Source organism: Rhizobium sp. TRM95796, assembly GCF_025779995.1.
In the GTDB taxonomy this organism is placed as follows: Bacteria; Pseudomonadota; Alphaproteobacteria; order Rhizobiales; family Rhizobiaceae; genus Rhizobium_E.
Genome location: NZ_JAOXHE010000004.1, coordinates 442,262 through 467,770, shown reverse-complemented (window position 1 = coordinate 467,770; position 25,509 = coordinate 442,262). Strand labels below are relative to the sequence as shown.

The 25,509-nt window shown below is 62.6% G+C and carries 31 protein-coding genes and 1 tRNA gene; 18 read left to right on the top strand and 14 right to left on the bottom strand.

What is annotated here, in order from left to right; genetic code table 11:
• The first annotated feature begins 17 nt into the window (after nucleotides 1-17).
• Both OCK01_RS10960 and OCK01_RS10955 read left to right on the top strand, forming a co-directional pair.
• Nucleotides 18-1,175 (top strand): aminodeoxychorismate synthase component I, encoded by a 1,158-nt coding sequence (locus OCK01_RS10960; RefSeq protein ID WP_263823957.1) that lies wholly within the window; start codon nucleotides 18-20, stop codon nucleotides 1,173-1,175.
• Nucleotides 1,172-1,810: an aminotransferase class IV family protein gene (locus OCK01_RS10955; RefSeq protein WP_263823956.1), complete on the top strand. Its 639-nt coding sequence runs from the start codon at nucleotides 1,172-1,174 to the stop codon at nucleotides 1,808-1,810. Before OCK01_RS10960 ends, OCK01_RS10955 begins: the two co-directional genes overlap by 4 nt.
• Nucleotides 1,811-1,828: 18 nt before the next feature.
• Here the strand turns inward: OCK01_RS10955 and OCK01_RS10950 are convergent, their stop codons facing one another.
• The gene (locus tag OCK01_RS10950) at nucleotides 1,829-2,881 is read right to left on the bottom strand and encodes a calcium-binding protein (RefSeq protein ID WP_263823955.1); all 1,053 of its coding nucleotides are present in this window, start codon (nucleotides 2,879-2,881) and stop codon (nucleotides 1,829-1,831) included.
• 172 nt (nucleotides 2,882-3,053) lie between these two features.
• Between OCK01_RS10950 and OCK01_RS10945 the strand changes: the two genes are divergently transcribed.
• Nucleotides 3,054-3,929 carry a DMT family transporter gene (locus OCK01_RS10945; RefSeq protein WP_263823954.1) on the top strand — a complete coding sequence of 292 codons (876 nt, stop codon included), beginning with the start codon at nucleotides 3,054-3,056 and terminating at the stop codon, nucleotides 3,927-3,929.
• Here the strand turns inward: OCK01_RS10945 and OCK01_RS10940 are convergent.
• Both OCK01_RS10940 and fhuF read right to left on the bottom strand, forming a co-directional pair.
• A complete protein-coding gene (locus OCK01_RS10940) occupies nucleotides 3,926-4,234 on the bottom strand; it encodes a hypothetical protein (protein WP_263823953.1) in 309 nt (102 codons plus the stop codon). The genes OCK01_RS10945 and OCK01_RS10940 overlap by 4 nt on opposite strands.
• Nucleotides 4,235-4,325: 91 nt before the next feature.
• Entirely contained in the window at nucleotides 4,326-5,102 is a 777-nt protein-coding gene (gene fhuF / locus OCK01_RS10935; RefSeq protein ID WP_263823952.1) for a siderophore-iron reductase FhuF, read from the bottom strand.
• 291 nt (nucleotides 5,103-5,393) lie between these two features.
• On the opposite strand from fhuF, the gene OCK01_RS10930 reads away from it, so the two are divergent.
• The 3 genes from OCK01_RS10930 (at nucleotide 5,394) to OCK01_RS10920 (ending at nucleotide 8,881) form a co-directional block, all read left to right on the top strand.
• Nucleotides 5,394-6,080 carry a calcium-binding protein gene (locus OCK01_RS10930; protein ID WP_263823951.1) on the top strand — a complete coding sequence of 229 codons (687 nt, stop codon included), beginning with the start codon at nucleotides 5,394-5,396 and terminating at the stop codon, nucleotides 6,078-6,080.
• 423 nt (nucleotides 6,081-6,503) lie between these two features.
• On the top strand, nucleotides 6,504-7,013 hold the full coding sequence (locus OCK01_RS10925; protein WP_263823950.1) for a FecR family protein: 510 nt from the start codon (nucleotides 6,504-6,506) through the stop codon (nucleotides 7,011-7,013).
• Complete coding sequence (locus OCK01_RS10920; RefSeq protein ID WP_263823949.1) at nucleotides 7,010-8,881, top strand: CHASE2 domain-containing protein; 1,872 nt, start codon at nucleotides 7,010-7,012, stop codon at nucleotides 8,879-8,881. The genes OCK01_RS10925 and OCK01_RS10920 overlap by 4 nt, the downstream gene beginning before the upstream one ends.
• 383 nt (nucleotides 8,882-9,264) lie before the next feature.
• Here OCK01_RS10920 and OCK01_RS26560 read toward each other — a convergent pair whose 3' ends face one another.
• Together OCK01_RS26560 and OCK01_RS26555 are read right to left on the bottom strand one after the other, a co-directional pair.
• Nucleotides 9,265-9,504, bottom strand: coding sequence for a hypothetical protein (locus OCK01_RS26560; RefSeq protein WP_412178999.1), 240 nt, complete (start codon nucleotides 9,502-9,504; stop codon nucleotides 9,265-9,267).
• Nucleotides 9,501-9,770 carry a hypothetical protein gene (locus OCK01_RS26555; protein ID WP_412178998.1) on the bottom strand — a complete coding sequence of 90 codons (270 nt, stop codon included), beginning with the start codon at nucleotides 9,768-9,770 and terminating at the stop codon, nucleotides 9,501-9,503. Before OCK01_RS26555 ends, OCK01_RS26560 begins: the two co-directional genes overlap by 4 nt.
• Here OCK01_RS26555 and OCK01_RS26550 point away from each other — a divergent pair.
• Both OCK01_RS26550 and OCK01_RS10910 read left to right on the top strand, forming a co-directional pair.
• Nucleotides 9,769-10,077: a hypothetical protein gene (locus tag OCK01_RS26550; RefSeq protein WP_412178997.1), complete on the top strand. Its 309-nt coding sequence runs from the start codon at nucleotides 9,769-9,771 to the stop codon at nucleotides 10,075-10,077. The genes OCK01_RS26555 and OCK01_RS26550 overlap by 2 nt on opposite strands.
• A 365-nt stretch (nucleotides 10,078-10,442) precedes the next feature.
• Entirely contained in the window at nucleotides 10,443-11,393 is a 951-nt protein-coding gene (locus OCK01_RS10910) for an MYG1 family protein (RefSeq protein WP_263823947.1), read from the top strand.
• Between the two features lie 307 nt (nucleotides 11,394-11,700).
• Here OCK01_RS10910 and OCK01_RS10905 read toward each other — a convergent pair.
• From OCK01_RS10905 to OCK01_RS10895, 3 genes are all read right to left on the bottom strand, one after another.
• A tRNA-Arg gene (locus tag OCK01_RS10905) sits at nucleotides 11,701-11,777 on the bottom strand.
• Nucleotides 11,778-11,906: 129 nt separating this feature from the next.
• The gene (locus OCK01_RS10900; RefSeq protein ID WP_263823946.1) at nucleotides 11,907-12,953 is read right to left on the bottom strand and encodes a Gfo/Idh/MocA family protein; all 1,047 of its coding nucleotides are present in this window, start codon (nucleotides 12,951-12,953) and stop codon (nucleotides 11,907-11,909) included.
• Between the two features lie 18 nt (nucleotides 12,954-12,971).
• Nucleotides 12,972-13,760: a ThuA domain-containing protein gene (locus OCK01_RS10895; RefSeq protein ID WP_263823945.1), complete on the bottom strand. Its 789-nt coding sequence runs from the start codon at nucleotides 13,758-13,760 to the stop codon at nucleotides 12,972-12,974.
• Between the two features lie 216 nt (nucleotides 13,761-13,976).
• Between OCK01_RS10895 and OCK01_RS10890 the strand changes: the two genes are divergently transcribed.
• From OCK01_RS10890 to OCK01_RS10875, 4 genes are all read left to right on the top strand, one after another.
• The gene (locus OCK01_RS10890; protein ID WP_182828510.1) at nucleotides 13,977-14,384 is read left to right on the top strand and encodes a group II truncated hemoglobin; all 408 of its coding nucleotides are present in this window, start codon (nucleotides 13,977-13,979) and stop codon (nucleotides 14,382-14,384) included.
• Nucleotides 14,381-14,746, top strand: coding sequence for a DUF423 domain-containing protein (locus tag OCK01_RS10885; RefSeq protein WP_263823944.1), 366 nt, complete (start codon nucleotides 14,381-14,383; stop codon nucleotides 14,744-14,746). The genes OCK01_RS10890 and OCK01_RS10885 overlap by 4 nt, the downstream gene beginning before the upstream one ends.
• 99 nt (nucleotides 14,747-14,845) lie before the next feature.
• A complete protein-coding gene (locus OCK01_RS10880; protein ID WP_182828509.1) occupies nucleotides 14,846-15,268 on the top strand; it encodes a YciI family protein in 423 nt (140 codons plus the stop codon).
• 3 nt (nucleotides 15,269-15,271) lie between these two features.
• Complete coding sequence (locus OCK01_RS10875; protein WP_263823943.1) at nucleotides 15,272-16,534, top strand: RNA polymerase sigma factor; 1,263 nt, start codon at nucleotides 15,272-15,274, stop codon at nucleotides 16,532-16,534.
• Between the two features lie 2 nt (nucleotides 16,535-16,536).
• On the opposite strand, the gene OCK01_RS10870 is transcribed toward OCK01_RS10875, so the two are convergent.
• The 5 genes from OCK01_RS10870 to pobA all read right to left on the bottom strand — a co-directional run bounded on the left by OCK01_RS10870 (nucleotide 16,537) and on the right by pobA (nucleotide 19,253).
• Nucleotides 16,537-16,917 carry a bleomycin resistance protein gene (locus OCK01_RS10870; protein ID WP_263823942.1) on the bottom strand — a complete coding sequence of 127 codons (381 nt, stop codon included), beginning with the start codon at nucleotides 16,915-16,917 and terminating at the stop codon, nucleotides 16,537-16,539.
• Entirely contained in the window at nucleotides 16,917-17,237 is a 321-nt protein-coding gene (locus OCK01_RS10865) for an antibiotic biosynthesis monooxygenase family protein (protein WP_263823941.1), read from the bottom strand. The genes OCK01_RS10870 and OCK01_RS10865 overlap by 1 nt, the downstream gene beginning before the upstream one ends.
• A 2-nt stretch (nucleotides 17,238-17,239) precedes the next feature.
• Nucleotides 17,240-17,491, bottom strand: coding sequence for a hypothetical protein (locus tag OCK01_RS10860; protein WP_263823940.1), 252 nt, complete (start codon nucleotides 17,489-17,491; stop codon nucleotides 17,240-17,242).
• The gene (locus OCK01_RS10855) at nucleotides 17,488-17,889 is read right to left on the bottom strand and encodes a DUF2325 domain-containing protein (protein ID WP_263823939.1); all 402 of its coding nucleotides are present in this window, start codon (nucleotides 17,887-17,889) and stop codon (nucleotides 17,488-17,490) included. Before OCK01_RS10855 ends, OCK01_RS10860 begins: the two co-directional genes overlap by 4 nt.
• Before the next feature lie 194 nt (nucleotides 17,890-18,083).
• On the bottom strand, nucleotides 18,084-19,253 hold the full coding sequence (gene pobA, locus OCK01_RS10850; protein WP_263823938.1) for a 4-hydroxybenzoate 3-monooxygenase: 1,170 nt from the start codon (nucleotides 19,251-19,253) through the stop codon (nucleotides 18,084-18,086).
• A gap of 161 nt (nucleotides 19,254-19,414) precedes the next feature.
• On the opposite strand from pobA, the gene OCK01_RS10845 reads away from it, so the two are divergent.
• The 5 genes from OCK01_RS10845 (at nucleotide 19,415) to OCK01_RS10825 (ending at nucleotide 23,986) form a co-directional block, all read left to right on the top strand.
• Nucleotides 19,415-20,320, top strand: a complete 906-nt coding sequence (locus OCK01_RS10845; protein ID WP_263823937.1) for a helix-turn-helix domain-containing protein — start codon at nucleotides 19,415-19,417, stop codon at nucleotides 20,318-20,320.
• Between the two features lie 277 nt (nucleotides 20,321-20,597).
• Nucleotides 20,598-21,929 (top strand): NAD(P)-dependent oxidoreductase, encoded by a 1,332-nt coding sequence (locus tag OCK01_RS10840; protein ID WP_263823936.1) that lies wholly within the window; start codon nucleotides 20,598-20,600, stop codon nucleotides 21,927-21,929.
• 17 nt (nucleotides 21,930-21,946) lie between these two features.
• On the top strand, nucleotides 21,947-23,260 hold the full coding sequence (gene preA, locus OCK01_RS10835) for an NAD-dependent dihydropyrimidine dehydrogenase subunit PreA (protein WP_263823935.1): 1,314 nt from the start codon (nucleotides 21,947-21,949) through the stop codon (nucleotides 23,258-23,260).
• A 119-nt stretch (nucleotides 23,261-23,379) separates the two neighbouring features.
• On the top strand, nucleotides 23,380-23,670 hold the full coding sequence (locus OCK01_RS10830; RefSeq protein WP_263823934.1) for a type II toxin-antitoxin system ParD family antitoxin: 291 nt from the start codon (nucleotides 23,380-23,382) through the stop codon (nucleotides 23,668-23,670).
• On the top strand, nucleotides 23,657-23,986 hold the full coding sequence (locus OCK01_RS10825) for a type II toxin-antitoxin system RelE/ParE family toxin (RefSeq protein WP_263823933.1): 330 nt from the start codon (nucleotides 23,657-23,659) through the stop codon (nucleotides 23,984-23,986). The genes OCK01_RS10830 and OCK01_RS10825 overlap by 14 nt, the downstream gene beginning before the upstream one ends.
• Before the next feature lie 3 nt (nucleotides 23,987-23,989).
• On the opposite strand, the gene OCK01_RS10820 is transcribed toward OCK01_RS10825, so the two are convergent.
• Nucleotides 23,990-24,811: a mechanosensitive ion channel family protein gene (locus OCK01_RS10820; protein WP_263823932.1), complete on the bottom strand. Its 822-nt coding sequence runs from the start codon at nucleotides 24,809-24,811 to the stop codon at nucleotides 23,990-23,992.
• 93 nt (nucleotides 24,812-24,904) lie between these two features.
• Between OCK01_RS10820 and OCK01_RS10815 the strand changes: the two genes are divergently transcribed.
• Nucleotides 24,905-25,507, top strand: a complete 603-nt coding sequence (locus OCK01_RS10815) for a dimethylsulfoniopropionate lyase (RefSeq protein ID WP_263823931.1) — start codon at nucleotides 24,905-24,907, stop codon at nucleotides 25,505-25,507.
• The last annotated feature ends 2 nt before the right edge of the window (nucleotides 25,508-25,509 follow it).

The following is a 25,509-nucleotide window of genomic DNA, read 5'->3' as shown; positions in this document are numbered from 1 at the left end:
CAGAGGACGTGAAACGCATGGCGCCAGCCGACCCCTTCATCCTGCTTCGCGACGATCGCAGGAACGAGACCCTGTTTTTCGCCGAGCCGGAGCAGCTGATCCTCGCGCACGACGCCGCGGCGCTGGACCGCGGTTTCGAACGGCTGGAAACGGCGCGGCGCAATGGCAAATGGATCGCCGGCTTCATGAGCTACGAGGCCGGCTATCTCTTCGAGAAGAGGCTGGCGCGCTATGCGGGCCAGAACCGGACGACGCCGCTGATGGCCTTCGGCGTCTTCGATGCGCCGAAGCCCAATCACCCCCTCGCCCGTCCCCGTCAGCGCCTCGACAACGAGGAGTTTCTGCAGGAGCCGCGAGCGGAATGGCCCTTCGGAACCTATCAGGAGCGGTTCAACCGCCTGCACCGGCATCTGCGCCAGGGCGATTGCTACCAGGGCAATCTGACCATGCCGGTGCGCGCCCGCTGGACCGGCGATCCGCTGGCCGCCTTCTGGTCGCTGATCGAGCGGCAGCCGGTGCATTACGGCGCGCTGGTCAATCTCGGCGGCCCCATGCTGTTGTCGCGCTCGCCGGAACTGTTCTTCAAGGTCGATGAAGACGGCTGGATCGAGACGCATCCGATGAAGGGCACGGCGGCGCGCGGCGCCTCCCCTGCCGAGGACGAGGCGATCAAGGCTGCGATGATCGGCGACGAGAAGACCCAGGCCGAAAACCGCATGATCGTCGACCTCCTGCGCAACGACATTTCACGCATTTCGGAAGTCGGCACGCTCGATGTGCCGAAACTCTTTCATATCGAGACCTATCCGACTGTGCATCAGATGGTGTCGCATGTGCGCGCCAAGCTCTTGCCCGACCTCACGCTGCGCGACATCTTCTCCGCTCTCTTCCCCTGCGGCTCGGTGACCGGCGCGCCGAAAATGAGGGCGATGGAAATCCTGCACGAGATCGAGGCAGGCCCCCGCGACGCCTATTGCGGCTCGATCGGCTTTGTCGCGCCTGACGGCCAGATGTGCTTCAACGTCGCCATCCGCACGATCTCGCTGTTCGACGATGGCGAAGCGGTGTTCAATGTCGGCGGCGGCATCGTCTTCGATTCCAACGCCGAGGACGAATATGCCGAATGCCTGCTGAAGGCGCGTTTCGCGCTCGGCGCTCGGGAGATCGCGCGGTGACGCAAACGCCGGACTTTTCGCTGATCGAGACCATGCGGGCCGAACCGGGCGCTGGCATCGTCAGGGGCAAGCTCCATCAAGCCCGCTTTCACAATTCGACGCGCAAATTGGGCTTCGCCAAGGCCGAGGCCGCTTGGAAAGCCCTCGACAAGGCCGCAAGCGCCGTCGACGCGCCGACGCGGCTTCGGCTGGAATTCTGGCCGGACGGTCGATTCGAGATCCAGTCCGCCGGGTTCACACCTTTGCCGATCGATGCGGTCTGGACGCTTCGCATCGCCACGAGCGCGCATCTCGCCTCGAATGGACCGCTCCTCCGCCACAAGACCTCGCGCCGAACCGTTTATGACGCCGCCCGCGCCGACTATTCCCGCGAAGACGCCGACGAGGTGCTGCTCTTGAACGAAAAGGGCGAGGTTTGCGAGGGAACGATCACCAATCTGTTCGTCACGGGCGACGACGGCGATTTGCTGACGCCGCCGCTCTCGTCGGGATGCCTGGCGGGCGTCCTCAGGACGTCGCTGATCTGCGCCAGGAAAGCGCGTGTCCAAACCTTGCGTCCGGGCGATCTCGTCGGCCGGACGCTCTATGTCGGCAATTCGTTGCGTGGACTCATCGCCGGTCGCCTGCAGTCCTGACAGGCGGGGCGACGCGCGTCAGAGCAGGAAATCGGAAGTCGCCAGCGAAATCGCGCCGGTCAGTTTCAATACGAAGTCGGCCTTTCCGTCGCCATTGATGTCAGCCTGTACGGTCGTATTGCCGCCGGAAATGTTGAACCGCAGTTCGCCCGCGTCGCCCGAAAAGGCGTTGTTGGAGATGAAGGTGAAATTCTGGTTGTTCTTGGCGGTGGTGTCTGCGTCGATGGCGTTCATGTTGATCTGATCAAAGTCCGCCTTGGTGAAATCAGAAATCGTGTCGACGGTTTTGCCGACCGATTCCGCCACGTTCTTGTAAAGGAACGTGTCCGCGTCGGCGCCGCCGGCGAGCTTGTCCTTGCCGAGATAGCCATACAAGGTGTCCGTGCCCGTCCCGCCGGCGAAATTGTCGAGCTTGACGCCGCCGTTCAAGATGTCGGCGCCGTCGCCGCCATCGACGAGACCGTTCACGACGCCCTTCTTGCCGTTGTATTTGTCGTCGACGCCGCCAAGATTGACATCACCGATCATCGTCCCGGAATTGTTGATGATGTCGACGCCGACACCGATGGACGTGAACGATTTTGGACCTCTGATAGTACCAGAGTTGTCTATAATGATGGTCTCCGTCGCCGCAGCATCTCGGATGATGGCGCCATATGTTGGATCTGAGCCGACGATATTGCCCGAGTTGACCAGGCGAGAGGTCGTCGAAACGGAATTCGCCTCAAAGACGACCCCGTAAAAGGATTCGATCAAGCCAGCATTCGTCACCTGTGACGCGCTGGAATAGACGAGAACGCCAAAGGATGAGTTGTCGTCCGGCGTACGGATGACGCCAGTGTCGTGAATGAAAAGGCGGTTGTTCGTATCACTGCTGCTATCGCCGAGGGCGACGCCGTTTTCGGACACGATGCTTCCATAGAGATCAATGCGGTGGTTCGAGTCCGCGCTGGAGATGGCGAAGCTGTTCGTGCTCCCAAAAAAAACATCCTTGGCGAGATAAAAATCTTCTCCGCCGGTCAGCGCAGCCTGTACGCCGGCCCCGGAGGTATTCGTGAATATCAGGCGCATGCGGTTTCTCCTTCCCTAAGAAAACCAACAGACGCTAATTTAGCACCGCCCCGCAGGAGACACGAATTCTTAATATTCATCGCCGGTCGGCCAGCATCAAAAGCCTTGAATTATCGCGCGAACAGGCTCATCAGGCCCCAGGGGGACGACGCAACACGATGACACGCTTCCCATGACGCCTCACAAGACCGGTTATCTCTTCGCCTTCCTGGCTTTCACCATCTTCGCCTGCCAGGACGCCATCTCCAAACATCTCTCGCATGCCTATTCGCCCGTGCTGATCACGATGTTTCGCTATTGGGCTTTCGCCGGTTTCGTGACCGTCATGGCGGCGCGCTCCTCCAAGGGGTTGCAGGGCGCCGTGCGGGCCAACCGGCCTTACCTGCAGATCCTGCGCGGGCTTCTGCTCGCGGGCCAGATCATGGTCACCATCCTGTCCTTCCGGGTGGCGGGTCTCATTCAGTCTCAGGCGATTTTTTCCGCCACGCCGCTGGTGGTGGCGATGCTGTCGGTTCCCATTCTCGGGGAAGTGGTGGGCTGGCGGCGTTGGACGGCGATCGGGGTGGGCATGCTGGGTGTGCTGATCATCCTGAAGCCAAATCCCGCGACCTTCGACATGACGCTGCTCATACCGCTGGCTTCGGCGCTGATCAACGCCGCCTATTCCGTGGCGACGAGGCTCGCGAGCCGCACGGACGATGCGGGCGTGAGCTTCTTCTACACCGGCGTCGCCGGCGCGGCGTTGGCCACGGCCGTCGGGCCGTTCTTCTGGACGAATATGCAGGGATGGGACTTAGGCTGGATGGCGCTGCTCTGCCTCACCGGCATTTCCAGCCACTACTGCCTGATCAAGGCCTATGACCATCTCGATGCGGTGCTGGTGCAGCCGGTCGCCTATTATCAGCTGATGCTCTCCGCCTTTATCGGCGTCTTGCTGTTCGGGGAAAGCCTGGAAACGAACATCGTGCTCGGCTCGCTGATCATCGTGGCCGCCGGCCTCTTCACCCTTTGGCGAGAGGCCGCGCGGCGTCGCATGCGCGTCGATTAATCTTCTTCGTCGACCGCGAAAATCCGCGGCTCGCCGTCGAAGGCGACGAGCACGGCGGCGTTCTGTTCCTTCTCGAGGAAATCGAGAATGGCGATTTCGGTTTCGCTTTCCTCTTCGTCGAGCGCGTCGAAGAAATCGGCGACCGCCATGCCTTCGCTGGCTTCGAAGCGCAGCGTTTCGCCGCTCGTTCCGCCGACGAGCGTGATGAAGCGGAAGACGACGTCGTCATGTTCGTCGCCCAGAAAAATGCTCAGTTCGTTCTCGCCTTCGTAGCCGAGCATCAGGACGCCCATCGGTTCAATCATCGCTGTCTTCCTCTTTGGTGTTTTCGAGTCGATAGCGCGACACTATGCCATTTGCATGACGCTCGATAGCGCAAGGCTGGGGATAAGGACGCTATTCGGCGGCGATGGATACGGCCGAAGCGCGACCTTCCGGCAAAGGGCAAAGGCCGCCGCAACCGCCGATTCCGGGCACGCAGTAACGCAGGCAGCACACCTTGCGCATCGGCTCGCCAGACGTCTCGTCGCGACGCAGCAATCCATGCAGCGGATTTTTGGCGCCGTCGGCGAAGTGCGGCGCATGCAACGCCTCCATCACATCTGCAACGGCCGCATCTCCGAGATGCGCGCCGATTTCGCGGATGATCCAGTCGAGATAGACGATGAGATTGTTCCACAGCATCCGCTTGGACAGTTTCTGCCCGCGGGCGATCGCCTCGATGATCGGCGTGCAAAAGTCCCGCACGAAGCTCTGCAGCGCCTCGACGCCGATGGGATCGGCGCTCCTGGCCCCGCCATGCGGCAAGAGCAAACCCTGTGGCGACCCGTTTCGGTCGTGAAGAAGGAACACGCCGTCGAGCGCCAGCGGCAAGCGCACGCGGTAAACGATCGCGGCGGCCATGACGCCGATCCCGCTCGTCGATAGGAAATAGAGACTCCACAACGATGTCGCGGCGCGCCTGTCGACGTTCGGATGCAACTGCGCGAAAGCCGCAATCAGCGCATCGAAACACGACTCGTCCAGAAGCGCGGCGAGCGGTGTCGCGATCTTGCCGTCGGGCGCGCTCAGAAAGAACTTCCCCGCCAGATAGTCATGGCCCGCCGACGTTACGAGATCCAGGCAACGCGGGTCTAGTTCGTCGAAGGCGGTGAGTTCGGCTATACCAGTCATGACGTCATCCTGCTGAGCGGCGCAGCCATACCGGGCCGAACATCCGTCCGCAAGATTACATGAGTATATTTATCATGTTAATGGGCCTTCTGCCCCGCGCCGCGAGGCGGCCATCGGAAAGATCCGGCACCTTCTTTGAAACAATCTTAGACTTCGTTAAAATTTGCTCTTGCGCGCTCCGACCTCACCCAACATAGATTTAAGAAACGACGCACAAAGCCCGGCTCCCGATCAGAGCAAAGAAATTGGGCGATAGACGCAAACAGCGCCCAAAACGCAGGAGAGGAAAACATGGCGAAAGTAACCCTATACAGCCGACTGGGAAAATACGGTGAGCTGGACTCGTTCTACAATCCCAACAAAATCGGGCTGGAGCGCGCCAAGGACAGCATCGTCATTTACAATGACAGCGACGGCGGCGAAAAGATCAAAATCATGGGCTCTGATCTCAGCGTCAACAAGCTCGGTCTGATCACGGCAGGAACGGTGACAGACGTCACTTTTTCCAGCAAAAACACGTCGCCGCTTTTGAAAGTGGAAGACGTCGATATCGACGCCAAGACCTTCGTCGGGATCCTCAAGAAGCAGGGCGTCGAGGCAGCCTACGAATTTGCGTTGAACGGCAATGACGTGATCACCGGTTCGCTCATTTCAGACTCGATCTATGGCGGCGGCGGAAAAGATACGATCAAGGCCGGCGCCGGTGTCGACCACATCGAAGGCGGCAGGGGGAATGACCGATTGAGCGGCGAAGCGCAGTCGGACCATTTCATCTTCAACGACGGTGACGGGAAAGACACCATTACCGACTTCGACGCGGTCGGCGGCGCCTTGGCGCAGGATTATATCGACACGGATCTCACCGCGTTGACGATCAAGCAGTCAGGCGCCAACACGATCATCGACTTCGGCGGCGGCGACACGATCACATTGTTGGGCGTGAAGGCCACAGACGTCGACAGCAGCGACTTCATCTGAGTTCGACGAACGACGCGCACTCCACCGGCCACGACGCTCGCGGCCGGTGGAGGACGTCGCAAGCGCGACGTCGCATGCCCTCGGCGAAACGTTCGACCCGGCGCCGATCATTCTTTCATCCGACCGCCGGAACGTCCCGCACGAGAGTTCGATCGGCCGTATGGACAATTACGTCTGCGACACCTCGAGCGGCGGACGGCGGCGGTTCGACACGCACCGTGTACCGGCGCTCTCCGTCATGCCGGCGCAGGGCTCGCCCCTATCGAACATCGTTTCGCCCGCGCCCCGACATTCACTTGCGCGCATGCAGCGAGGCGCTTTCGAAAACGATCAAAACACCCGCTGTCGCCACAGCCAAATTGACATTCGGGGATTGCAATCCGATAACGATTCCGTCGCGTCAAGATATAGCGAGAGACTGTCGTGAAGACTTCGCCCCTCCTGTTCCTGCTGGCCTTCTCGGCGCTTGCCGTGGCGGTTTCAGCGCGCGCGGCCGACGCCTCCTGCAAGCGCGAGGATCTCCCGGATCCGCCGCGGGTCGTCTATCGTTGCTCCAATGGCCTCGTGCTGGAAGCGGAGGCGGCGGCAAGCCTCCGTATACCCGACCGCCCGGAGCAAGCGCGTCCCGCCGGCGCGACGATCACCGGCAAGGCGGTGCTGATCGACGTAAGACCGGGCAGCGGCGCATTTCAGATCCTGACGCCGCAAGCAATCGCCGCCGTGCGCGGCACCGCCTATATCGTCGACGTGGCAGCGGAGACGACATCGGTCTTCGTTCTGAGGGGCGCGGTCGCCGTATCCAGGGCTGACGGCTCCGAAACGGTCGTCCTGCAACCGGGCCAAGGCGCAGACGTCTCGCCCGGTCGGCCCGTGGCAGCCGTCGTCTGGGGTCGGGAACGAGCCGAAAAACTTCTCTCGCGCTTCGCGCGATGAAGACGAGCCTGCCGGTCTGGTGCATCGTCGGCCTGCTGTCGATCAGCGCGCTCTGGGCCGGATATCTGTCGCTCACGCATGTCGACGGCGCGGCCAGTTTCGTCGACAAGATGGAGACGGCGCTGCTCGACGCCAGGATTCACGTGATCGGCGGTCGACCGGCGCCGGCCGAGGTCGCGATCGTGGCGATCGATGACGCCACCGTCGCCGCCGCCGGACGCTATCCGTTGGACCGCCGGCAACTGGCGCAGGTGATCGACGGCGTCAGGCTCGCCGGAGCGACCGCGATTGCGATCGACATGCTGCTCGTCGGACCGACGCAGGACGACGCCGACAGGGCCCTGGCCGCCTCGATCGGGCGACTTCCGGTCGCGATCGCCGGCGCGGCGCAATTTTCGGATCGACGGGCGCGGGCGTCGCCGATGCCCGCTCCGTCCGACATCTTGAGGCCGTTGCCGATCCTGGCGGCCGCAGCGCAACTCGGCCTGGTCAATGTCGCGACCGACGCCGGAGGCACGCCGAGACAGATCCCCATGCTGTTCGACGTCGAACCGAGCCCGGAAGCGTCACTGGCTCTGCGCGCCGCCGCTCTCCATACCGGCGCAGCGCCGAGTCTGACGGCCGACGGCGTGCGGATCGGAGCCCGCGACACGCCGCTCGATCTGGGTTGGCACTTGTCGCTCAATTATTACGGTCCGGGCCAGACCGTGCGGACGATCAGCGCACTGAGATTAATGAACGGCGAAGATGTCCGCGGTGATCTCGAGGGCCGTTTGGTGATGCTGGGCGTCACCGCGACGGGGGTCGGAGATCGGTTCACCACCCCGTTCGACCAGATCATGCCGGGCGTCGAGATCCTGGCGACGGGCGTGTCCAATCTCATCGACGGCTCCGCCCTGACGCGCAACGCCACCGTCCGGTCGATCGACGCGGTCTCCGCCGTGCTCGTCACGGTCTTCGGCATCGCTTTGGTGACGTTTTTGCCGCTGGCCGCGGGGTCGATCGCCTTCGCCGCCCTGCTAATGGCCTGGCTCGCGGTCGTCACTCTCGCCTTCGGACATTTTTACTGGCTGAGCGGCGCATTGCCCGTCGCGGCGAGCCTCCCGCCGGTTGCGGCGACAATCATTCTCAGGCAGATATTCGACCGCCTCGAACTCCGGCGAATGACCTCCGCCCGAACCGCCCTCGAACGGTTTCAAGCTTCGTCCCTCGTGCGGCGGATCGCTGAAGATCCGACATTTCTCCTGGAGCCGCGTGAATTGTCGGCGGCGATTTTGTTCGTGGACCTGGCCGGATATACGGGCGTCAGCGAGCGCCTCGGCCCAAGGCGGACCCGCGACATGCTCAAGACCTTTCACACGATCGTCGTCGAGGAAGCGGAGCGACGCGGCGGGGTGGCGATGGATTTCATGGGCGACGGCGTGATGGTCGCTTTCGGCGTCCCCGATCAGCACCCGCAAGACGCATCCAACGCCATTCTGACGGCGTTCAGCCTGGTTAGCGCGATCCGATCCTGGATTGCCGACGACAGACCGGGGGAGCCGAACGTCGTGCGCGTCGGCGTGCATTACGGCCAGGTCGTCCTGTCGCGTCTCGGCCACGACACCCATCAGCAGGTGGCCGCCATCGGCGATTGCGTCAATGTGGCGAGCCGGCTCCAGGAAGTCGCCAAGATGCGGGCGGCGTCGGTCGCGCTGTCCGCGGAGGTGATCCGGGCAGCCGGGGTGGAAGGGGATCTTCTGACTGGCGGCGGTCAGTACGAACGATGCGAGATCAGGGGACGCCGACAGCCGCTGGACGTCGCGCTCTGGTCTGCGGACGACGCCGCGGCCCGCGCTTCGCCAGGCCCGAATCCGGAACAGGCGTGAGATTGCCGTTGAAAGGACGAAAGATGGATGAACGGGCGTTCGAAGGCGATCGCGTATGAAGGCGGCCGCCATAGTTGCAAGGCGATCGCGGGTTTGAAGCGCGATCACGTCGTCTGCAGCGGTCGCGAACCAACTGACGATCAGCCTGTGTTTTCGAAGCGAATTCAAGCGCCTGCCCCATGGCGGTCGGCGCCGGACATCAGTGTGCGATGGAAACCGGCCGGCAAGCTGCACAAATAGCTTTTATCGGCGAAAATGAGAAAAAACGCCCCACGAAGCAGGATGAACGAGCGCACTGTGATGTAACTGGCTCTAAGACATCGTTCTTGATTGCTCGTTGTTGCCGGAGTGCTCGTCACGATGACGGCGCGGCTTCCGTCCCGTCAAAATCTGCCGCCGACCCGCGCCCGCGCGCCCTCCGATCTTTCGCCGCCATCGTCGAAATTGAAGAGCAAGTCGAAATCGAATGGTCGAGGCGAGCAGGCTCTGCCGCGAACGACGAAATCTTCCACGAGCCCGGTCACCTCTTCGGCCACCTCGTCCTTGTCGAGGGCGATGTTGTCGGTCACCGTTCCGGTGTTCGATATGCCGAGCGCGCTGATGAGGCGAAAACCGACCTTCACCTGTCCGGCGTAGCTGGGATTCGGTTTGAACTGCAGATACCAGCCAACAGGCGCGGTCGCCTGCGCCTCAACGAAGCTGCCGCGAATATCGTGGCGACTCCCGCATTCTTCGGCTCGACGAAGGTGTTCTCGGCGGAAACGAAGGGCCCGCCGGTCGAGATATTTAGCGTCAGGCCTTTCGGCAAGTCTCCTGACGCCAGGCTGAATGTCATCGCTCCGACTCCGCCGGTCGCGGTGATCGATTGGCTATATGGTTCGCCCGCCATGGCTTCGGTGAGGGGCGCCTCCGCGCGGCGACAACTTTACGATCCGAGGCGCCGCATTGATCTTCAGCGTATAGGCGGCCTGGCCGGGCTGGTCGTCGGCATTGGTGGCGGAGACCGCGACGGTGCGGTGACGGTGACGCCGGCGTTCGAGCAATTGGCTTGCAAGTCCTTTGCACAGTCGATTTCGAAGCCGACGATACAGGGTGAGAGCAAGAGAAATTTAATTTATGAACGCGTAATGAAGATAGATAAACATAGACAGATCCGCAATACGGGTGACAGATCAGCATCTATGCTTCAGTTTTGAGGTTTTTATGCCTATGGTTGCTCGACATGACATCACCCGTTGCGCCTGATCACTGGTGAACGCTGCGGAAGATTGCATATTCGACAGCCGGCTCCATGCGATCACTCAAGCGGGCCGCTTAGTCGCAAGCGCGCGGCACGACGCGCAGACACGTCACGGAACGCGAGCGCCACACCGCGGCAGCGACGAGATACGTGTCGGCGACGATGCGAGGCATGGACGGTTCACGGCGAATGTCGAGCAAAAGACGGCATTGCTCAGGCGGCACCGGCGCAAAATCAACATTGCTTGGCCGAATGGCGGGTTGAGATGAAGTCTTACGCAGGCTATCTGCTGCTGAACGCGAACAACAGGCGCATCCCCGTATGATCCCGAATTTCCTCGTCACCCATTCCGGCGGCTTCCATGCCGACGAACTGCTGTCCAGCGTGATCCTGACGCAGCTTTTCCCGCAGGCTCGCCTGATCCGCAGCAGGGCCCCGGATTGGATCACGCCCGGCGCAGACCGGATCATCTACGACGTGGGCGGCGTCTATGACGCTTCAGCGCAGATCTTCGATCACCATCAGCGCGGCGCTCCGCTGCGCGAGGATGGCCAACCCTATAGTTCCTTCGGATTGATTTGGAAGCATTATGGCCGCGACTATCTTGCCGCTTCAAACCTTCCCGAAGCGCATATCGACGTCCTGCACGCCTCTTTCGACGCCAGCTTTGTTCTGCCGATCGATCTCATGGACAATGGCGCGCTCAGCCCCTCCATCGCAGGGCCGCTGGCAGGGCTGACGCTGCCGGCGCTGCTGGAAACATTAAAACCCGTTTTCGACGAGGTGGGCCCGGATGCCGAAGATCGCGCATTCCAGAACGCGCTGGCCATTGCGCGTCGTTTCGTGGAGGCGAGGATTGCCCAAAGCGCCGCAAAATTGCGGGCCGAGGCGCTGGTGCAAAAAGCGATCGAGGATGCGGGCCAAGGGCGTATTCTGGAACTCCCTATGGGAATGCCCTTCCGTTCCGCCGTCGTGAAGGCGGGCGCCGATCATCTGCTGTTTGTCGTCCACCCGCGCGACAAGGATTGGTGCCTGACCGGCATCCGACGCGCGGAAGAGGGATTTGAGCTGCGGGCGGATCTGCCCGCAGCCTGGGCTGGATTGACCAATCGCGAGTTGGAGGCCGCGTGCGGCGTCGACGGTGCGAGTTTCTGCCACAACGGCCGCTTCATCGCCGCCGCCGCGACGCGCGAGGCGGCGCTCGCCATGGCGGAACTGGCCGTGCGTGAGGCTCTGTCCGTTGGTTTAGAACAAGCGGCGGCGGCTGGGTGAGCTTGGACGTTGACGAAGAGGCACAGGGCTCCACCAACACAATGGCGGCCAGCATCTTCACAGGCCGTCCAGAGACAGCCCGCTGCTTGGCGCAAAAGCTCGGCTCGCGCCAGATCTCACAGGCCCGTCTGTTGGCCTGGCCTTGATCTGCCGCGCCAAGCGTCCTGCTATCTTGCATTCCGCCGAGCGAACACCGCGTCGACCAGTCTCACGCACCCTTGCCGGGGAGCGTGAACGGTGTGTTTCTCGGCGGGGCGGGATGAGGCAGCCTGCCAGGAGAATTTATTGAATTATTTTAAAGCGTTTGTGGCGCACCCGACAGGATTCGAACCTGTGACCTTTGGAATCGGAATCCAACACTCTATCCAGCTGAGCTACGGGTGCATGCCTTGCGGAGAATCTCCGCGTCCGATGGCTTCGTCTTAGCCCAGACGCAGCCGGTCTTCAATGGTGAAAATGCGGATTATTGGCGGCAGGCAGAACCGGGGCCGGCGGGCGGCCCCGGGTGTCGGATCAGAGGAGCGCCTGCTCCATGCGCTCCTTCTCGGTGACAAACGCCAGGTCGAGCGCCTTTTGCAGGCTGGCGGCGTGGCGGAAGTCGGGTTCGCCGTTGACGCCGGTCTTCACGGCCTCGGCGAATCGCTGGTAATTGGTCGGCGTCGCCTCGGGCTCGACGTCGATCCATTCGGCCGTTTCGGTGTTGTCGCCGAAGCAGGCGCGCATCTTGGTGCCGGTCAGCTTGTGATCGATCTCGATGCCGCCCTTGTCGCCATAAATGCGCAGCTTGAGATCGTTGTAGTGGCCGGCCGCCCAGCGGGTGGCGTGGATGACGCCCAGCGCGCCGTTGGAAAAATCCACCGACATGGTGAAGCTGTCATTGGCGTCGAGCACATAGTCGCCCATCTTGCCGCCTTCGGCCTTGTCGAAGGTTTTGAGCCGGCCAAAAATATGGGCGATGTCGAGGCCGGAGCCGTAGGAGGCGAAATCCAGGATGTGGATGCCGATATCACCGAGCACGCCGTTGGAGCCATGCGCGGTGGAGAGCCGCCACAGCCACTGGCTTTCGGTGCGCCAGTCGCCCCAGGCTTTCGAGATCAGCCAGCTCTGCAGATAGGAGGCCTCGACATGCTTGACGAAGCCGATCTCGCCTGCGCGCACCATGGCCCGGGCCGTCTGCAGCGCCGCGACGTTGCGATAGCTGAGATTAACCATGTTGATGAGACCGGCCTGTTCCGCCGCCTCGGTCATTTCCATGGCGAGATCGTAATTTTCCGCGAGCGGCTTTTCGCAGAACTGGTGCTTGCCCGCCGCGATCAGCCGCATCGTGGTGGGATGATGGGCCCGGTCGGGCGTGACATTGGCCACCGCGTCGAATTCACCCCAGGCGATCGCGTCTTCGAGCGAGGTGAAGGTGTTGGGGATGCCGTGGGTCAGCGCGAAGGTCTCCACGCGGGCGGCGTCCACATCCACCGCCGCCGTCACCTCGACGCCGTCGATCGCTTTGAAAGACATGGCGTGGTTCTTCGCCATGCCGCCGGTGCCGAGAATCAAAAGTCGCATTGAAACGATCCCCTGGTCTCAGCGATAACCGGCTTCGCCGGCCTGATGCAGCGTGGGCCCGCGCTCTTCCACCGGCTCCAGCGTCTTGCCCACCGGCACGTTCGGCGCATCATGGATGGCCTTGTAGGGCGTTGTCCGGGTGGGCTTGGCCCATTTCACCGCATTGCGGATCACCTGCTGCACCTCGGCCTGGTGATAGGTCGGATAGGTCTCGTGTCCGGGACGGAAATAGAAGATGTTGCCGAGCCCGCGCCGCCAGGTCAGGCCGGAGCGGAACACTTCGCCGCCCTGAAACCAGGAGACGAACACGGTTTCGAGCGGCTCGGGCACCGAGAAGTGCTCGCCATACATTTCCTCGTTTTCGATGACGAAATGCTCGCCGATGCCCTCGGTGATCGGATGGCCCGGATTGACGTTCCAGACGCGCTCGCGCTCGCCGGCCTCGCGCCATTTCAGCGCGCAGGGCGTGCCCATCAGCCGCTTGAAGATTTTCGAGAAATGGCCGGAATGCAGGACGATCAGGCCCATGCCTTCCCAGACCCGATGCGCCACGCGCTCGACGATCTCGTCGGCGACCGCGCCGTGATCCTTGTGGCCCCACCAGACCAGCACGTCGGTCTCGTCGAGACGGGCCTGGGTCAGGCCGTGTTCGGGCTCCTGCAAGGTCGCGGTCGTCGCGGAAATCGCCGGATCGACGTTCAGCGCCTGAGCGATCGTGGTGTGCATGCCTTCGGGATAGATCGAGCGCACGACCGCATTGGTCTGCTCGTGGATGTTTTCGCCCCAGACGATGGTGCGGACGGCCATGGGTTCCTCCATAGGGATGGCTAGGATGGGATCTGACAGAAATTGAAACCGCTTTCAATTTTTCATGACGTTACGCAGTCGCCATTCGGCTTGCAAGGCCCCTCGCCTTCAAATTCCCGTCTCGCGCCGAAATTATTTTCGGCTGCCGGAATCCGGGCGGGATCGGGTTTGATTTGCCGCATTGACGGGCCGCATCCGGAAGGCCAAACAGGACCGATGAGCGAAGAGACGATCACCCTGTATGACGCCATCGGCGGCGACGCGACCATTAGAGCGCTGACCCGCCGGTTCTATGAATTGATGGATACGCTGCCCGAAGCGGCGCGTTGCCGAGCCATCCACGCGCCCGATCTCAGCCGCGCCGAGGAGAAGCTCTACGAATATCTGACCGGCTATCTCGGCGGCCCGCCGCTCTACACCGACAAATACGGCCATCCCCGCTTGCGCGCCCGTCATTTCGTGGCGCCGATCGGCCCGGCCGAACGCGACGAGTGGATGCTGTGCTTCAAGCAGGCGATGGACGAGACGATCAGCCATCCCAAGCTGCGCGAGATCATCTGGGCGCCGATCGAACGGCTCGCCTTCCATATGCAGAACCGAGACGAGGCGGGAGGCCCGGCATGAAAGAGATCTATCCCCGCATCGTGCTGTTCCTTGCGGGCGCGCTCGGCGCGACCGGCGTGGCGCTGTCGGCCATGGCCGCCCATGGCGAGGACCCCCGGCTGGTCGGCGCAGCCGCCGCCGCCTGCATGGCGCAGGCGCCGGCGCTTCTCGGTCTGTACCTCGGTTACGGGCGGATCCGCACGGCTTTTGTCGCCAGCCTGCTGGTCGGCCTTGGCTGCCTTCTGTTTGCAGCGGATCTGCTGTTTCGCACCCGCCTAGGCCACGGTCTCTTCCCGATGTCGGCGCCGACGGGCGGCATGATGATGATCCTCGGCTGGATCGCCGTGGCGGCCGGCGCCTTCGCGCCCGCGCGCACATCCTGAGCCCTTACAAAAAAAGTTTCGCCGCCTGTCGAATGCGGTCATAGTCACTCGTCTGGGGAGTGGAAGGCGTGGACCTTCCGGATTCAGAGGAAAAAGACGATGCGCGTAATGGTGTTGGTGAAAGCGACGGAAGACAGCGAGAACGGCGTTCTGCCGACCGATGAACTGATGCAGGCCATGGGCAAGTTCAACGAAGAGCTCATTCAGGCCGGCGTGATGCTGACCGGCGACGGGCTGAAGCCGTCGAAAACCGGCAAGCGGGTGGCCTTCGACGGGCCCGACCGCCGGGTGATCGACGGTCCATTCGCCGAAACCCGCGAGTTGGTGGCGGGCTATTGGCTTTGGGAAGTCCGCGATCTCGACGAGGCGGTGGAATGGGTGAAGCGCTGCCCGAACCCGATGTTGGGTCCGAGCGAGATCGAGATCCGCCCTCTCTATGAAATGGCGGACTTCGCCGAGGCCATGTCGGCGGAAACCACAGCCCTTCATGACCGGCTCCAGGAAGCCCTGCCGAAAGGCTGATCCGTGCAGGACATCCCCCGCCTGATCGAAACGGTGTTCCGCATCGAGCGTCCGCGTTTGATCGCGGCGCTCGCCCGGATGCTGCGCGATGCGACGCTGGCGGAGGATTTCGCGCAAGACGCGATGGCGCAGGCGCTGGTCGAATGGCCGAAGCGGGGACCGCCCCTATCCCCGCAAGCCTGGCTGATGGCGACGGCCAAGCACCGCGCCATCGACCATCTTCGTCACGGCCGGATGATGGCCCGCAAACATATGGCGCTGGTTGAGGCGGAAGACGACGGCGGCGCCGCCATCGCGGCTGTGGACACTCAGCTCGACGATGATATCGGCGACGAGGTGCTGTCGCTGATCTTCACCGCCTGCCATCCGGCGTTGACACGGGACGCCCGGGCGGCGCTGACCATGAAACTGGTCTGCGGATTGACGACCGGGCAAATCGCCCGAGCTTTTCTGGTGTCCGAAACCACGATGGCGCAGCGGATCGTCAGGGCCAAGGCGACGCTTTCCGGGTCCGGCGCGGACTATCTCGTCCCGCGCGGCGCGGAACTCGCCGGGCGGCTGGGTTCCGTATTGGAAGTGGTCTATCTAATCTTCAACGAGGGCTATGCGCCCACCGGCGGCGACGCGGCGCTGCGCGCCGATCTCGCCGGCGAGGCGCGGCGGCTCGGCCGCATGCTGGCGGCCCGGCTGCCGCATGAAGCCGAAGCGCTGTCGCTCTTGGCGCTCATGGATCTGCAGGCGTCCCGCTTTGCCGCACGCGTGGATGCGGGCGGCGCGCTCATCGCTCTGCCCGAGCAGGATCGCGGACGGTGGGACCGTCTTCTGATCCGCCAGGGGCTGGAGGCGCTCGCCCGGGCGCGCTCGCTGTCTGCGCATCCCGGCCCCTACAGGCTGCAGGCGGAAATCGCCGCCTGTCACGCCGGCGCACGGCGTTGGGAGGACACCGACTGGGCCGAGATCGAGACCACCTATGCGGCGCTTTTGGCGCTCAACCCTTCGCCCGTCCTGGCGCTCAACCACGCCATCGCCGCCGGCATGGCGCGCGGACCCAATGTGGCGCTCGCGCTCATCGACGGTGTGACCAGCCTGAACGAACTGGATGGCTATGGCCCGCTGCACGCTGCGCGGGGCGACGCGCTTTTCCGATCGCAGCGATGGGATGAGGCCGAGCGCGCCTATGAGGCGGCCATGCGTCTCGCCGGCAACGCGCGCGAGCGAGACTTCTTGCGCGAGCGGCGTGATCGATGCCGGGAGAGAGGGGAATGACCCTAAACCACGCTCCCGAAACGCAGGAGATTGCCATGCGGATCGCGAATGTAGAATTCCTGCATGCCCCAGGGGCGAATCTGCAGGGGTGAGAGGTCCGGCAGGTCGCGCGTCGAATATTCGGCATGCAAGGCCACAATGCCGCCGCCGCGCAGGTAGACGGAGCTGAGTTCCGGCAGACGACGATCGTCGGTCAGCCAGAAATGCAGCTCCATGCGCCGTCCGGCGAACACGCGCCGGACGATCAGATAGTCGTCCGCCTCATGGACGATCTCATTGAAGCCGAGCTTATCGCGGTAGAAGTCACGGGTCTGGGCAATCGACAGCGACGGCAGGACCGGCAGAACGTCGATGACGTCGGCGTCCTCGATCACCTCGGGCATCATGCGCCCTCGACCACGCGGAAGCCCTCGAACTGCGGCGGACCGACATAGAGGGAGCGGTGATCGCCGGCATTCTTATGCGCCTGGCGGAAATTGTCGGACTTGGTCCAGCTGAGAAAATCCTCCTCCGACGCCCAGAGCGTATGCGAGGAGAACAGCGTATAGCCGTCTTCCGGAAAGCTCTTTCCGCGCAGCAGGCGGAATTCGACGAAGCCAGGAACGGCGTTGAGGCTGGAATCGCGGTTTTTCCAAACGTCTTCGAATTCGCGCTCCTGCCCGAGCGCCACCTTGAAGCGGTTCATCGCGATATAGCCGGCCATGGTCATCTCCCCGGATTTCGTTTTGCGCGAACGGGAAAGGCGACGACATTGTCGTTACCGCCCGCCGGCGCTTTTGCGTCCGACCCATGCTGCATCGGATCGCCCGCGACATCAAGGTCCATGGGCCGGGCGGCTTGGAGGTCGCGGCGTCCACGTTCGAGCAGCAAGCTGAGCAGTTCCGGGGCGAAGCCGTCGCCGCGTTCGGCCGCCAGCTTGTGCAGTCCGATCATTAGAAAAGGGTCTTTGTCATTCACGTCCGCGCGGTCCTTTGATGCATTTCCTGCAGCGCGCGTTCGAAACTCGACTTGGAGCCGTTTCGAAGCGGCACGAAGGATGTGCCGGTCTTCTTGCAGCCGGTCTTCACGCGCAGGCAGGCGTCGTGGCTGATACAGTCGATCGGGCAGAAAACACATTCGACGGAGGGCAGCACGGTGTCGATGCGGGAGACGGCTTCTCGCAGGCCGCCGTCATGGTGAATGAGTTCGGCGCCGAAATTCTCGGCGATCTGGCGAAGATGGGCGACCTGGCAATCGCGTCCGCCGACATAGAGAATGGAGCGGCCCTTGAGTCCCGCCTTGCTTTCGCCGCCGGCCTCGACACGCTCGCGAGCAGAGGCCTGAGCGCCCTTCCCCTTGCCATTCTTCTTCGCCATGGATCCCTCATCAAGCTGCCGCGGCGCTTGCCGCTTCTGCGCAAGGGATACATAACATGACTTTCAAAGTAAAGATTAAACATGATGATTTTTGTCATGTTAACCGCGGCGTCGTTTCTGCTCCGCCCGGACATGAAAAAACCCGGCCATTCACGGCCGGGGGCGCAGCGCTTGGGAGAGACGCGACGAAGGAGTCAATACGGCAGGCCGATGTAATTCTCGGCGATGGACCGGCGCGCCGTTTCGGATGTGGCGATGTAATCGAGCTCCGCCTCCTGGATGCGCAGATCGAACTCGCCCGAGGTCGGGAAGCGATGCAAAAGCGTAGTCATGAACCAGGAAAAGCGCTCGGCCTTCCAGATGCGCGCGAGCGCCCGGCCGGAATAGGCATCAACGCCCGACATCGCGCCGTCGGCATAGAAGTCGCGCAGTCCCTCGAACAGGTAATGCACGTCGGACGCGGCGAGATTGAGCCCCTTGGCGCCCGTCGGCGGCACGATATGGCCGGCGTCGCCGACCAGGAACATGCGGCCGAAGCGCAAGGGTTCCGCGACATAGGAGCGAAGCGGCGCAATCGACTTCTCGATCGACGGACCTGTCGTGACTTTCTCGGCCACATCGTCGGGAAGGCGGCGGCGCAACTCGTCCCAGAAGGCGTCATCGGACCAGACTTCGACCTTATCGTCGAGCGGAACCTGCACGTAATAGCGGCTCCTCACCTTGGAGCGCTGCGAGCAGAGCGCGAAGCCGCGCTTGTGATTGGCGTAGATCAGTTCGTCATGCGCCGGCGGCACGTCGGCCAGCACGCCGAGCCAGCCGAACGGATAGATCTTCTCGTAATGCCGCAGTCCCTTGTCCTCGACGGCGGCGCGGGAGGCGCCATGATAACCGTCGCAGCCGGCGATGAAATCGCAGTCGAGTCGGTGTTCGACGCCGTCGAGCTCATAGGTCACACAGGGCTTGGCGCCGTCGAAATCATGCGGCGTGACATTCTTGGCGTTGTAGATCGTCTTGCCGCCGCGCGCCTCGCGGTCGTCCATCAGGTCGCGGGTCAGTTCGGTCTGGCCATAGACCATGACGTTCTTTCCGGTCAGCGCCTTCAGGTCGATGCGGCAGAGCCGGCCACCGAAGGACAGTTCGAAACCGTCATGCACGAGACCTTCGCGATGCATGCGCGCGCCGACGCCGGCCTGATCCAGGAGCGCCGTCATGCCGCTTTCGAGCACGCCGGCGCGAATGCGGCCGAGAATGTAATCTCGATCCACGCGGTCGATGACCACGGTGTCGACCCCGATCTGGTCGAGCAGCGCGCTCAACAGAAGTCCTGACGGACCCGACCCGATAATCGCGACCTGTGTGCGCATTTTTTCCTCCCATGCTGACAAATTTAGCGAAAGTCCGCCTCTCTCTCTTGCAAAAAGATAAATGGGCGGTCACACTCTTTGAATGCAGTTTCCATGCATGGAATTGCACATTCCGAACATGAGCCTGGAGGAGAGGCTCGGATCGGACGCCAGGAGGAGGCATGAAACAGACGGTACCCACATACGGCCTCTACGGAGAGGCGAGCGAAGCTTTGCCAGATTTCTGGATTCACGCCGAATCCATCTCCGAGCGCAGCAGCCGCTACAAATGGGAAATCAAGGAACACAAGCACGACTTTCTCTTTCAGATCTTGCACATTCGCGCCGGGGCCGGGGATGCGCTGATCGGAAAGGCGCTGCACAGGCTCACGTCGGGCTGTCTGGTCTTCGTGCCGGAAAAGGTCAGCCATGGCTTTCGGTTCTCGCCAGATGTCGATGGCCAGGTGTTGACGGCGATCACCCGTCGCCTGCCCCTGCAGGCGGCGCATCCGTCGCGCGTCACAGCCTTCATCCGTGAGCCGCGCGTCCTGCGGCTCGACCCTGAGCATGGCGATACAGCCTATCTGACCGAGACGCTCGGGCGGCTCGAGCAGGAGATCAATGCGAGTTTCGGCCCGCGCTTCGGTCTGGTGGAAGCCTATCTCGGCATTGTGCTGGCGCTCGCCTCGGACATGGTGATGGAAGCCGAGAGCCGCGACGGCGCCTCAGACCGCGACGGTCTCAGGATCGCCCGGCTCAACGAGTTGATCGCCGGCCATTTCCGCGAGCATCTGCCGGTGGAGTTCTACGCCCGTGAACTCGGCATCTCCGTGACGCATCTCAACCGCATAACCAAGGCCCAGACCGGCAAGACGATGAACGATCTCCTGTCGGAAAAGATCGTCTCCCAGGCGAAGCGCGATCTCGTTTTCACGGTCATGACCGCTCAGGAAATCGCCTATGCCCTGGGCTTCGCCGATCCCGCCTATTTCACCCGCTTCTTCGCGCGCGAGACGGGGGAGACGCCGCGCCAGTTTCGCGAACAGGAGCGGGCGCGCCAGCAGAGCCACAGCCTGGCGGCGGAATGACCCTCGGTCGGCCGGTCTTCCGGCCGACGCAGCGCTCTTCGCGGATGCGGGAAAAATCGCTGCGGCGACAAGATGATTCGCGCAAAACATAACTATACTTTTTCTTTCAACTTTGTAATCCCGACAATGCTGGCGGCGCTAAGCGCTTGACCCGCAAATAGTCTTGATCATCGTCAGGGATAGACGGAAGATTTGTTGCTCTGGAAAAATTTTACCGTTTGATAAATATTTCGGCCTTTGCTAGCTTTTCCCCATAAACAAGAAGGGGAATGCAACCATGGTCAATCTTGCGCCCGGCCTTCATAGCGGCCGGCTCGACCCACAAAGCTATGAGGAAAACTTTTCCGATCTCCATCCCGCCTATGACAGGCACGAGGCGCTGGTCGCCTCCGATCGTTGCTATTTCTGCTACGACGCGCCCTGCATGACGGCCTGTCCCACCTCTATCGACATTCCGCTGTTCATCCGTCAGATCTCGACCGGCAATGCGCTAGGTGCGGCCAAGACGATCTTCGACCAGAACATCATCGGCGGCATGTGCGCCCGCGTCTGTCCCACCGAAACGCTGTGCGAAGAGGCCTGCGTGCGCAACACTGCCGAAAGCAAGCCGGTGGAGATCGGCCGCCTACAGCGCTACGCTACCGACGCGGCCATGGCCGCCGACAAGCAATTCTACACCCGCGCGCCCTCGACAGGCAAAACCATCGGCATCGTCGGCGCCGGTCCCGCCGGCCTCGCCTGCGCCCATCGCCTGGCGATGAAGGGCCATGCCGTCACCATCTATGACGCACGCCCCAAGGCCGGCGGGCTGAACGAATACGGCATCGCCGCCTATAAGGCGCCCGGCGATTTCGCCCAGCGCGAGGTGGATTACATCCTCGGCATTGGCGGCATCGACATTTTCGACGGTCAGATGCTCGGCCGAGATTTCTCGCTCGAAGACCTCCGTCAGAAGCATGACGCCGTCTTCCTCGGAATGGGCCTCGGCGGGGTCAATGCGCTCGGCGCGCCCGGCGACCATATCAACGGCGTCATCGACGCGGTCGAATTCATCGCCCATCTCCGCTCCGCCGACAGCAAGGCGGATGTGCCGGTCGGCCGCCGCGTGGTGGTGATCGGCGGCGGCATGACCGCCATCGACGCCGCTGTCCAGTCCAAGCTGCTGGGCGCGGAGGAAGTGACGATCTGCTATCGCCGCGGCAAGGAGAACATGAACGCCTCGGAATTCGAGCAGGATCTCGCCGCCCAGAAGGGCGTGCTGATCCGCCACTGGCTGAAGCCGGTGGAGATCCATCACAAGGACGGCCATGTCTCGGCGATCGAGCTCGAATACACCCATATCGAAGACGGCCAGCTCAAGGGTAACGGTCACAAGCTGACCATCGCCTGCGACCAGGTGCTGACTGCGATCGGCCAGAAGCTCGATGTCGCTGGCGTCGAGACCATCCGGCTCGACGGCGGCAAGATCGCCATCGACGAGCAGTGTCGCACCTCCATCGCAGGCGTCTGGGCCGGCGGCGATTGCGCCGCGGGCGGCGACGACCTGACCGTATCGGCCGCCGCGATGGGTCGCGACGCCGCCGAATCCATTCACCAGTCGCTCAGCTGAGCGCGAGGAGAAGAGACATGGCTGATCTCCGCAATAATTTCGTCGGCATCAAATCCCCCAACCCCTTCTGGCTCGCCTCGGCGCCGCCCACCGACAAGGCCTACAATGTCGAGCGCGCCTTCAAGGCCGGCTGGGGCGGTGTGGTCTGGAAGACGCTGGGCTCGGAAGGCCCGCCCGTGGTCAATGTCAACGGCCCGCGCTATGGCGCGATCTGGGGCGCCGACCGGCGCCTGCTCGGCCTCAACAATATCGAGCTGATCACCGACCGGCCCCTGCAGGTCAATCTGCAGGAAATGAAGCAGGTGAAGATGAACTGGCCGGACCGGGCGCTGATCGCCTCGATCATGGTTCCTTGCGTCGAGGAAGAGTGGAAGGCCATCCTGCCGCTCGTCGAGGAGACGGGCGCCGACGGCATCGAGCTCAATTTCGGCTGTCCGCACGGCATGAGCGAACGCGGCATGGGCGCCGCCGTCGGCCAGGTGCCGGAATATGTCGAAATGGTCGCGCGCTGGTGCAAGCAATATAGCCGCATGCCCGTGATCACCAAGCTGACGCCGAACATCGCCGATATCCGCAAGCCCGCGCGCGCGGCGCAAGCCGGCGGCACCGACGCCGTCTCGCTGATCAACACGATCAATTCGATCACTGGCGTCGATCTCGACACCTGCTCGCCCACCCCTTCGATTGACGGCAAGGGCACGCATGGCGGCTATTGCGGCCCGGCGGTCAAGCCGATCGCGCTCAACATGGTTGCCGAAATCGCCCGCGACGCCGAAACCCGCGGCCTGCCGATCTCCGGCATCGGCGGCGTGACCACCTGGCGCGACGCGGCTGAATTCATGATGCTCGGCGCCGGCAATGTGCAGGTCTGCACCGCCGCCATGACCTATGGCTTCAAGATCGTCCAGGAGATGATCACCGGGCTGTCAGACTGGATGGATTCCAAAGGCTACGCCACGCTCGAGGATTTCCGCGGCCGCGCAGTGCCCAATGTCACCGACTGGCAGTATCTCAACCTCAACTACATCGCCAAGGCCCAGATCGACCAGGATCTCTGCATCAAATGCGGCCGCTGCCACATCGCCTGCGAGGACACGTCCCACCAGGCGATCACGGCAATGGTCAACGGCGTCAGGCATTTCGAGGTCATCGAGGACGAATGCGTCGCCTGCAATCTCTGCGTCGACGTCTGCCCGGTCGAGAACTGCATCACCATGGTCCCGCTGGCCGCCGGCCAGACCGACACGCGCACCGGCAAGACCGTGACCAGTGACTACGCCAACTGGACGACGCATCCGAACAATCCGATGGCGCGTGAAGCGGCGGAGTGAGACAAAGCTTGGCCGGAGGGCGACCGCCGGCCATTTTACAAGGCGCGAGGGCTGCCGTGGCGGATTGGAGCCATGCCCAAATTCTGATATCATTGGTTTCGTACGCGGAGACGGCGCCAATGAAGACAAGCCAGAGCATCCGGATAATTCTTGACGATGAAACGCTGGACGTGGTTCGCGAGGCTGTGTCTTCCGGTGACTTCGCCAGCGAGAATGATGTCGTCGATGAAGCCGTTCGCCAATGGGCAGAACGCCGGGAAGAAGACGCCCGACATCTGCAGGACATCGTCTTGAGAATTCGCCAGTCACTGGATGACCCCAGACCAAGCCTGACCCAGGAAGAAGCAGAGGCGGAAATGACCCGCTTCATGGCGGAGCAAGAGCGCAAGTTCTCCGATGCAGCGTCTTGACGTCGCCTATCGACCACAAGCGATCAATGATCTGAAAGCCATCCATTTTGCGATCGCTGAAGCCAGCCAGAGCTATGCTGTCGCCGACCGCTTCGTGAACCGCATCATGGCTCGATGTCGCAAGATCGGCGACGCTCCACATGGCGGGCGAAAGCGCGACGATCTCGTTGTCGGACTTCGAAGTGTGCCATTCGAGCGCTCCGCGATCATAACCTATACTGTCACTGAAGATCGGGTGGAGATTTCGAACATCTTCTTCAGCCGACGCGATTATGAAGCGCTCTATCGCGCCCAATCGAAAGACGAACTTCTCTGACTGTTAGGGCGCAGGTACCGGCGCCGTGTCGGACTTCACATCAAACTCCAGCTTCACCCGCCGGGTCAGATCCCGGGTCGCAGCCCCGTAGTCCGCTGTCTTCACCCAGGCCGACAGCGCCAGCGTGACGGTCTCAGTGGAAAATTCCTTGATCGAGACGACCGGCGCCGGCGCGTCGAGAATGCGGTCGTCGCGATGGGCGAGTTCGAGGAGGCGGTCTTCCGTGCGGGCGAGATCCTCCGTCGCCGGCACGGTGACGGCCACTTCGTAACGTCGGGTCGGCAAGCGGGAATAGTTCTTGACCGGAACGTTCCACAGCGCCGAATTCGGCGCGAGCTGGAACAGGCCGTCGCCGGTGCGGAGTTCGGTGGCAAACAGGCCGATTTCGGTGACCGTGCCAGCCACCTGCGGCGTCTCGATCGTCTCTCCCACCCGGAAGGGCCGTAGGATCAGGAGCATGATGCCGGCGGCGATGTTCTGCAGCGTGCCCTGCAGCGCCAGCCCGATGGCGAGGCCGGCGGCGCCCAAGGTCGCGATGATCGAGGTCGTCTGGACGCCGAACTGCCCGAGCGCCATGACAGCTACCAGGATGAGAACGGCGTAACGCACGACATTGGCGAGGAAATGCGCGAGCGTGACATCGAAATGCCTGATGCGGCTGAGGCCGTTCAACGTCCAGCGATGCAGCAGGCGCGACAGCATCCAGCCGACGAGGAACAGCAGGATCGCGCCGACCAGAGACAGCGAATAATGCACGGCCAGGCCGGTAAGCTGAGTGATGGCCGCGCGGCTGGCGACGAGAAAATCCGTTGTCTGAGGGTTCATGAAGCCGTCCTATCCGAAACAATGATCGGGAACGCGGGAATTCCCAAGCAGGTTCCATCTTGCCTCCGGCTCCAGGGGTGCTAGGCTTGTTCCATGAGCAAAGCCGTCAGCCTAGAATCCGCCCTTCAAGAGTTTCTCGACGCGCTCCGGGAGAGCCTTCTGGCCGTCCTGCCCGCTGCCGGCCCGTCGCGCGCGGCCTTCGAGCGCCTCGAGAAAAACATGGCAGATCGCGCGGGCGTATCGGATCGACCACACCAGTCGGCGCCCGCCTGCCGGCATCTTGCGGACAGTTACGCGGCGCTTGAAGGCGCAAACCCGCTCTTGACGCGCCTGACCCGGGCGATCGAGGCGATCGAGCCATCCTTGCGCTGGAGCAACGCCATCGCGCCTGGCCAACCGCCGCTTCTGGAAGAGACCTATGCGGAAGCCATGATCGTCGGCGCCGGCGGTCTTGCCGAAAGCAAATCCGTCGAGATCGGCCTGTCGATCCTGGCGCCGAATACGGATTATCCCGATCATCGACATCCGCCGGAGGAGCTTTACATCGCTCTCTCCGAAGGCGACTGGCGGCAGAATGCCGATCCATGGGTGACGCCCGGCAAGGGCGGGCTCATCTATAATCCGATCGGCATCACCCACGCCATGCGCTCCGGAGATAAGCCGCTATTCGCCATCTGGAGCCTGCCGCTTCCCTGAGC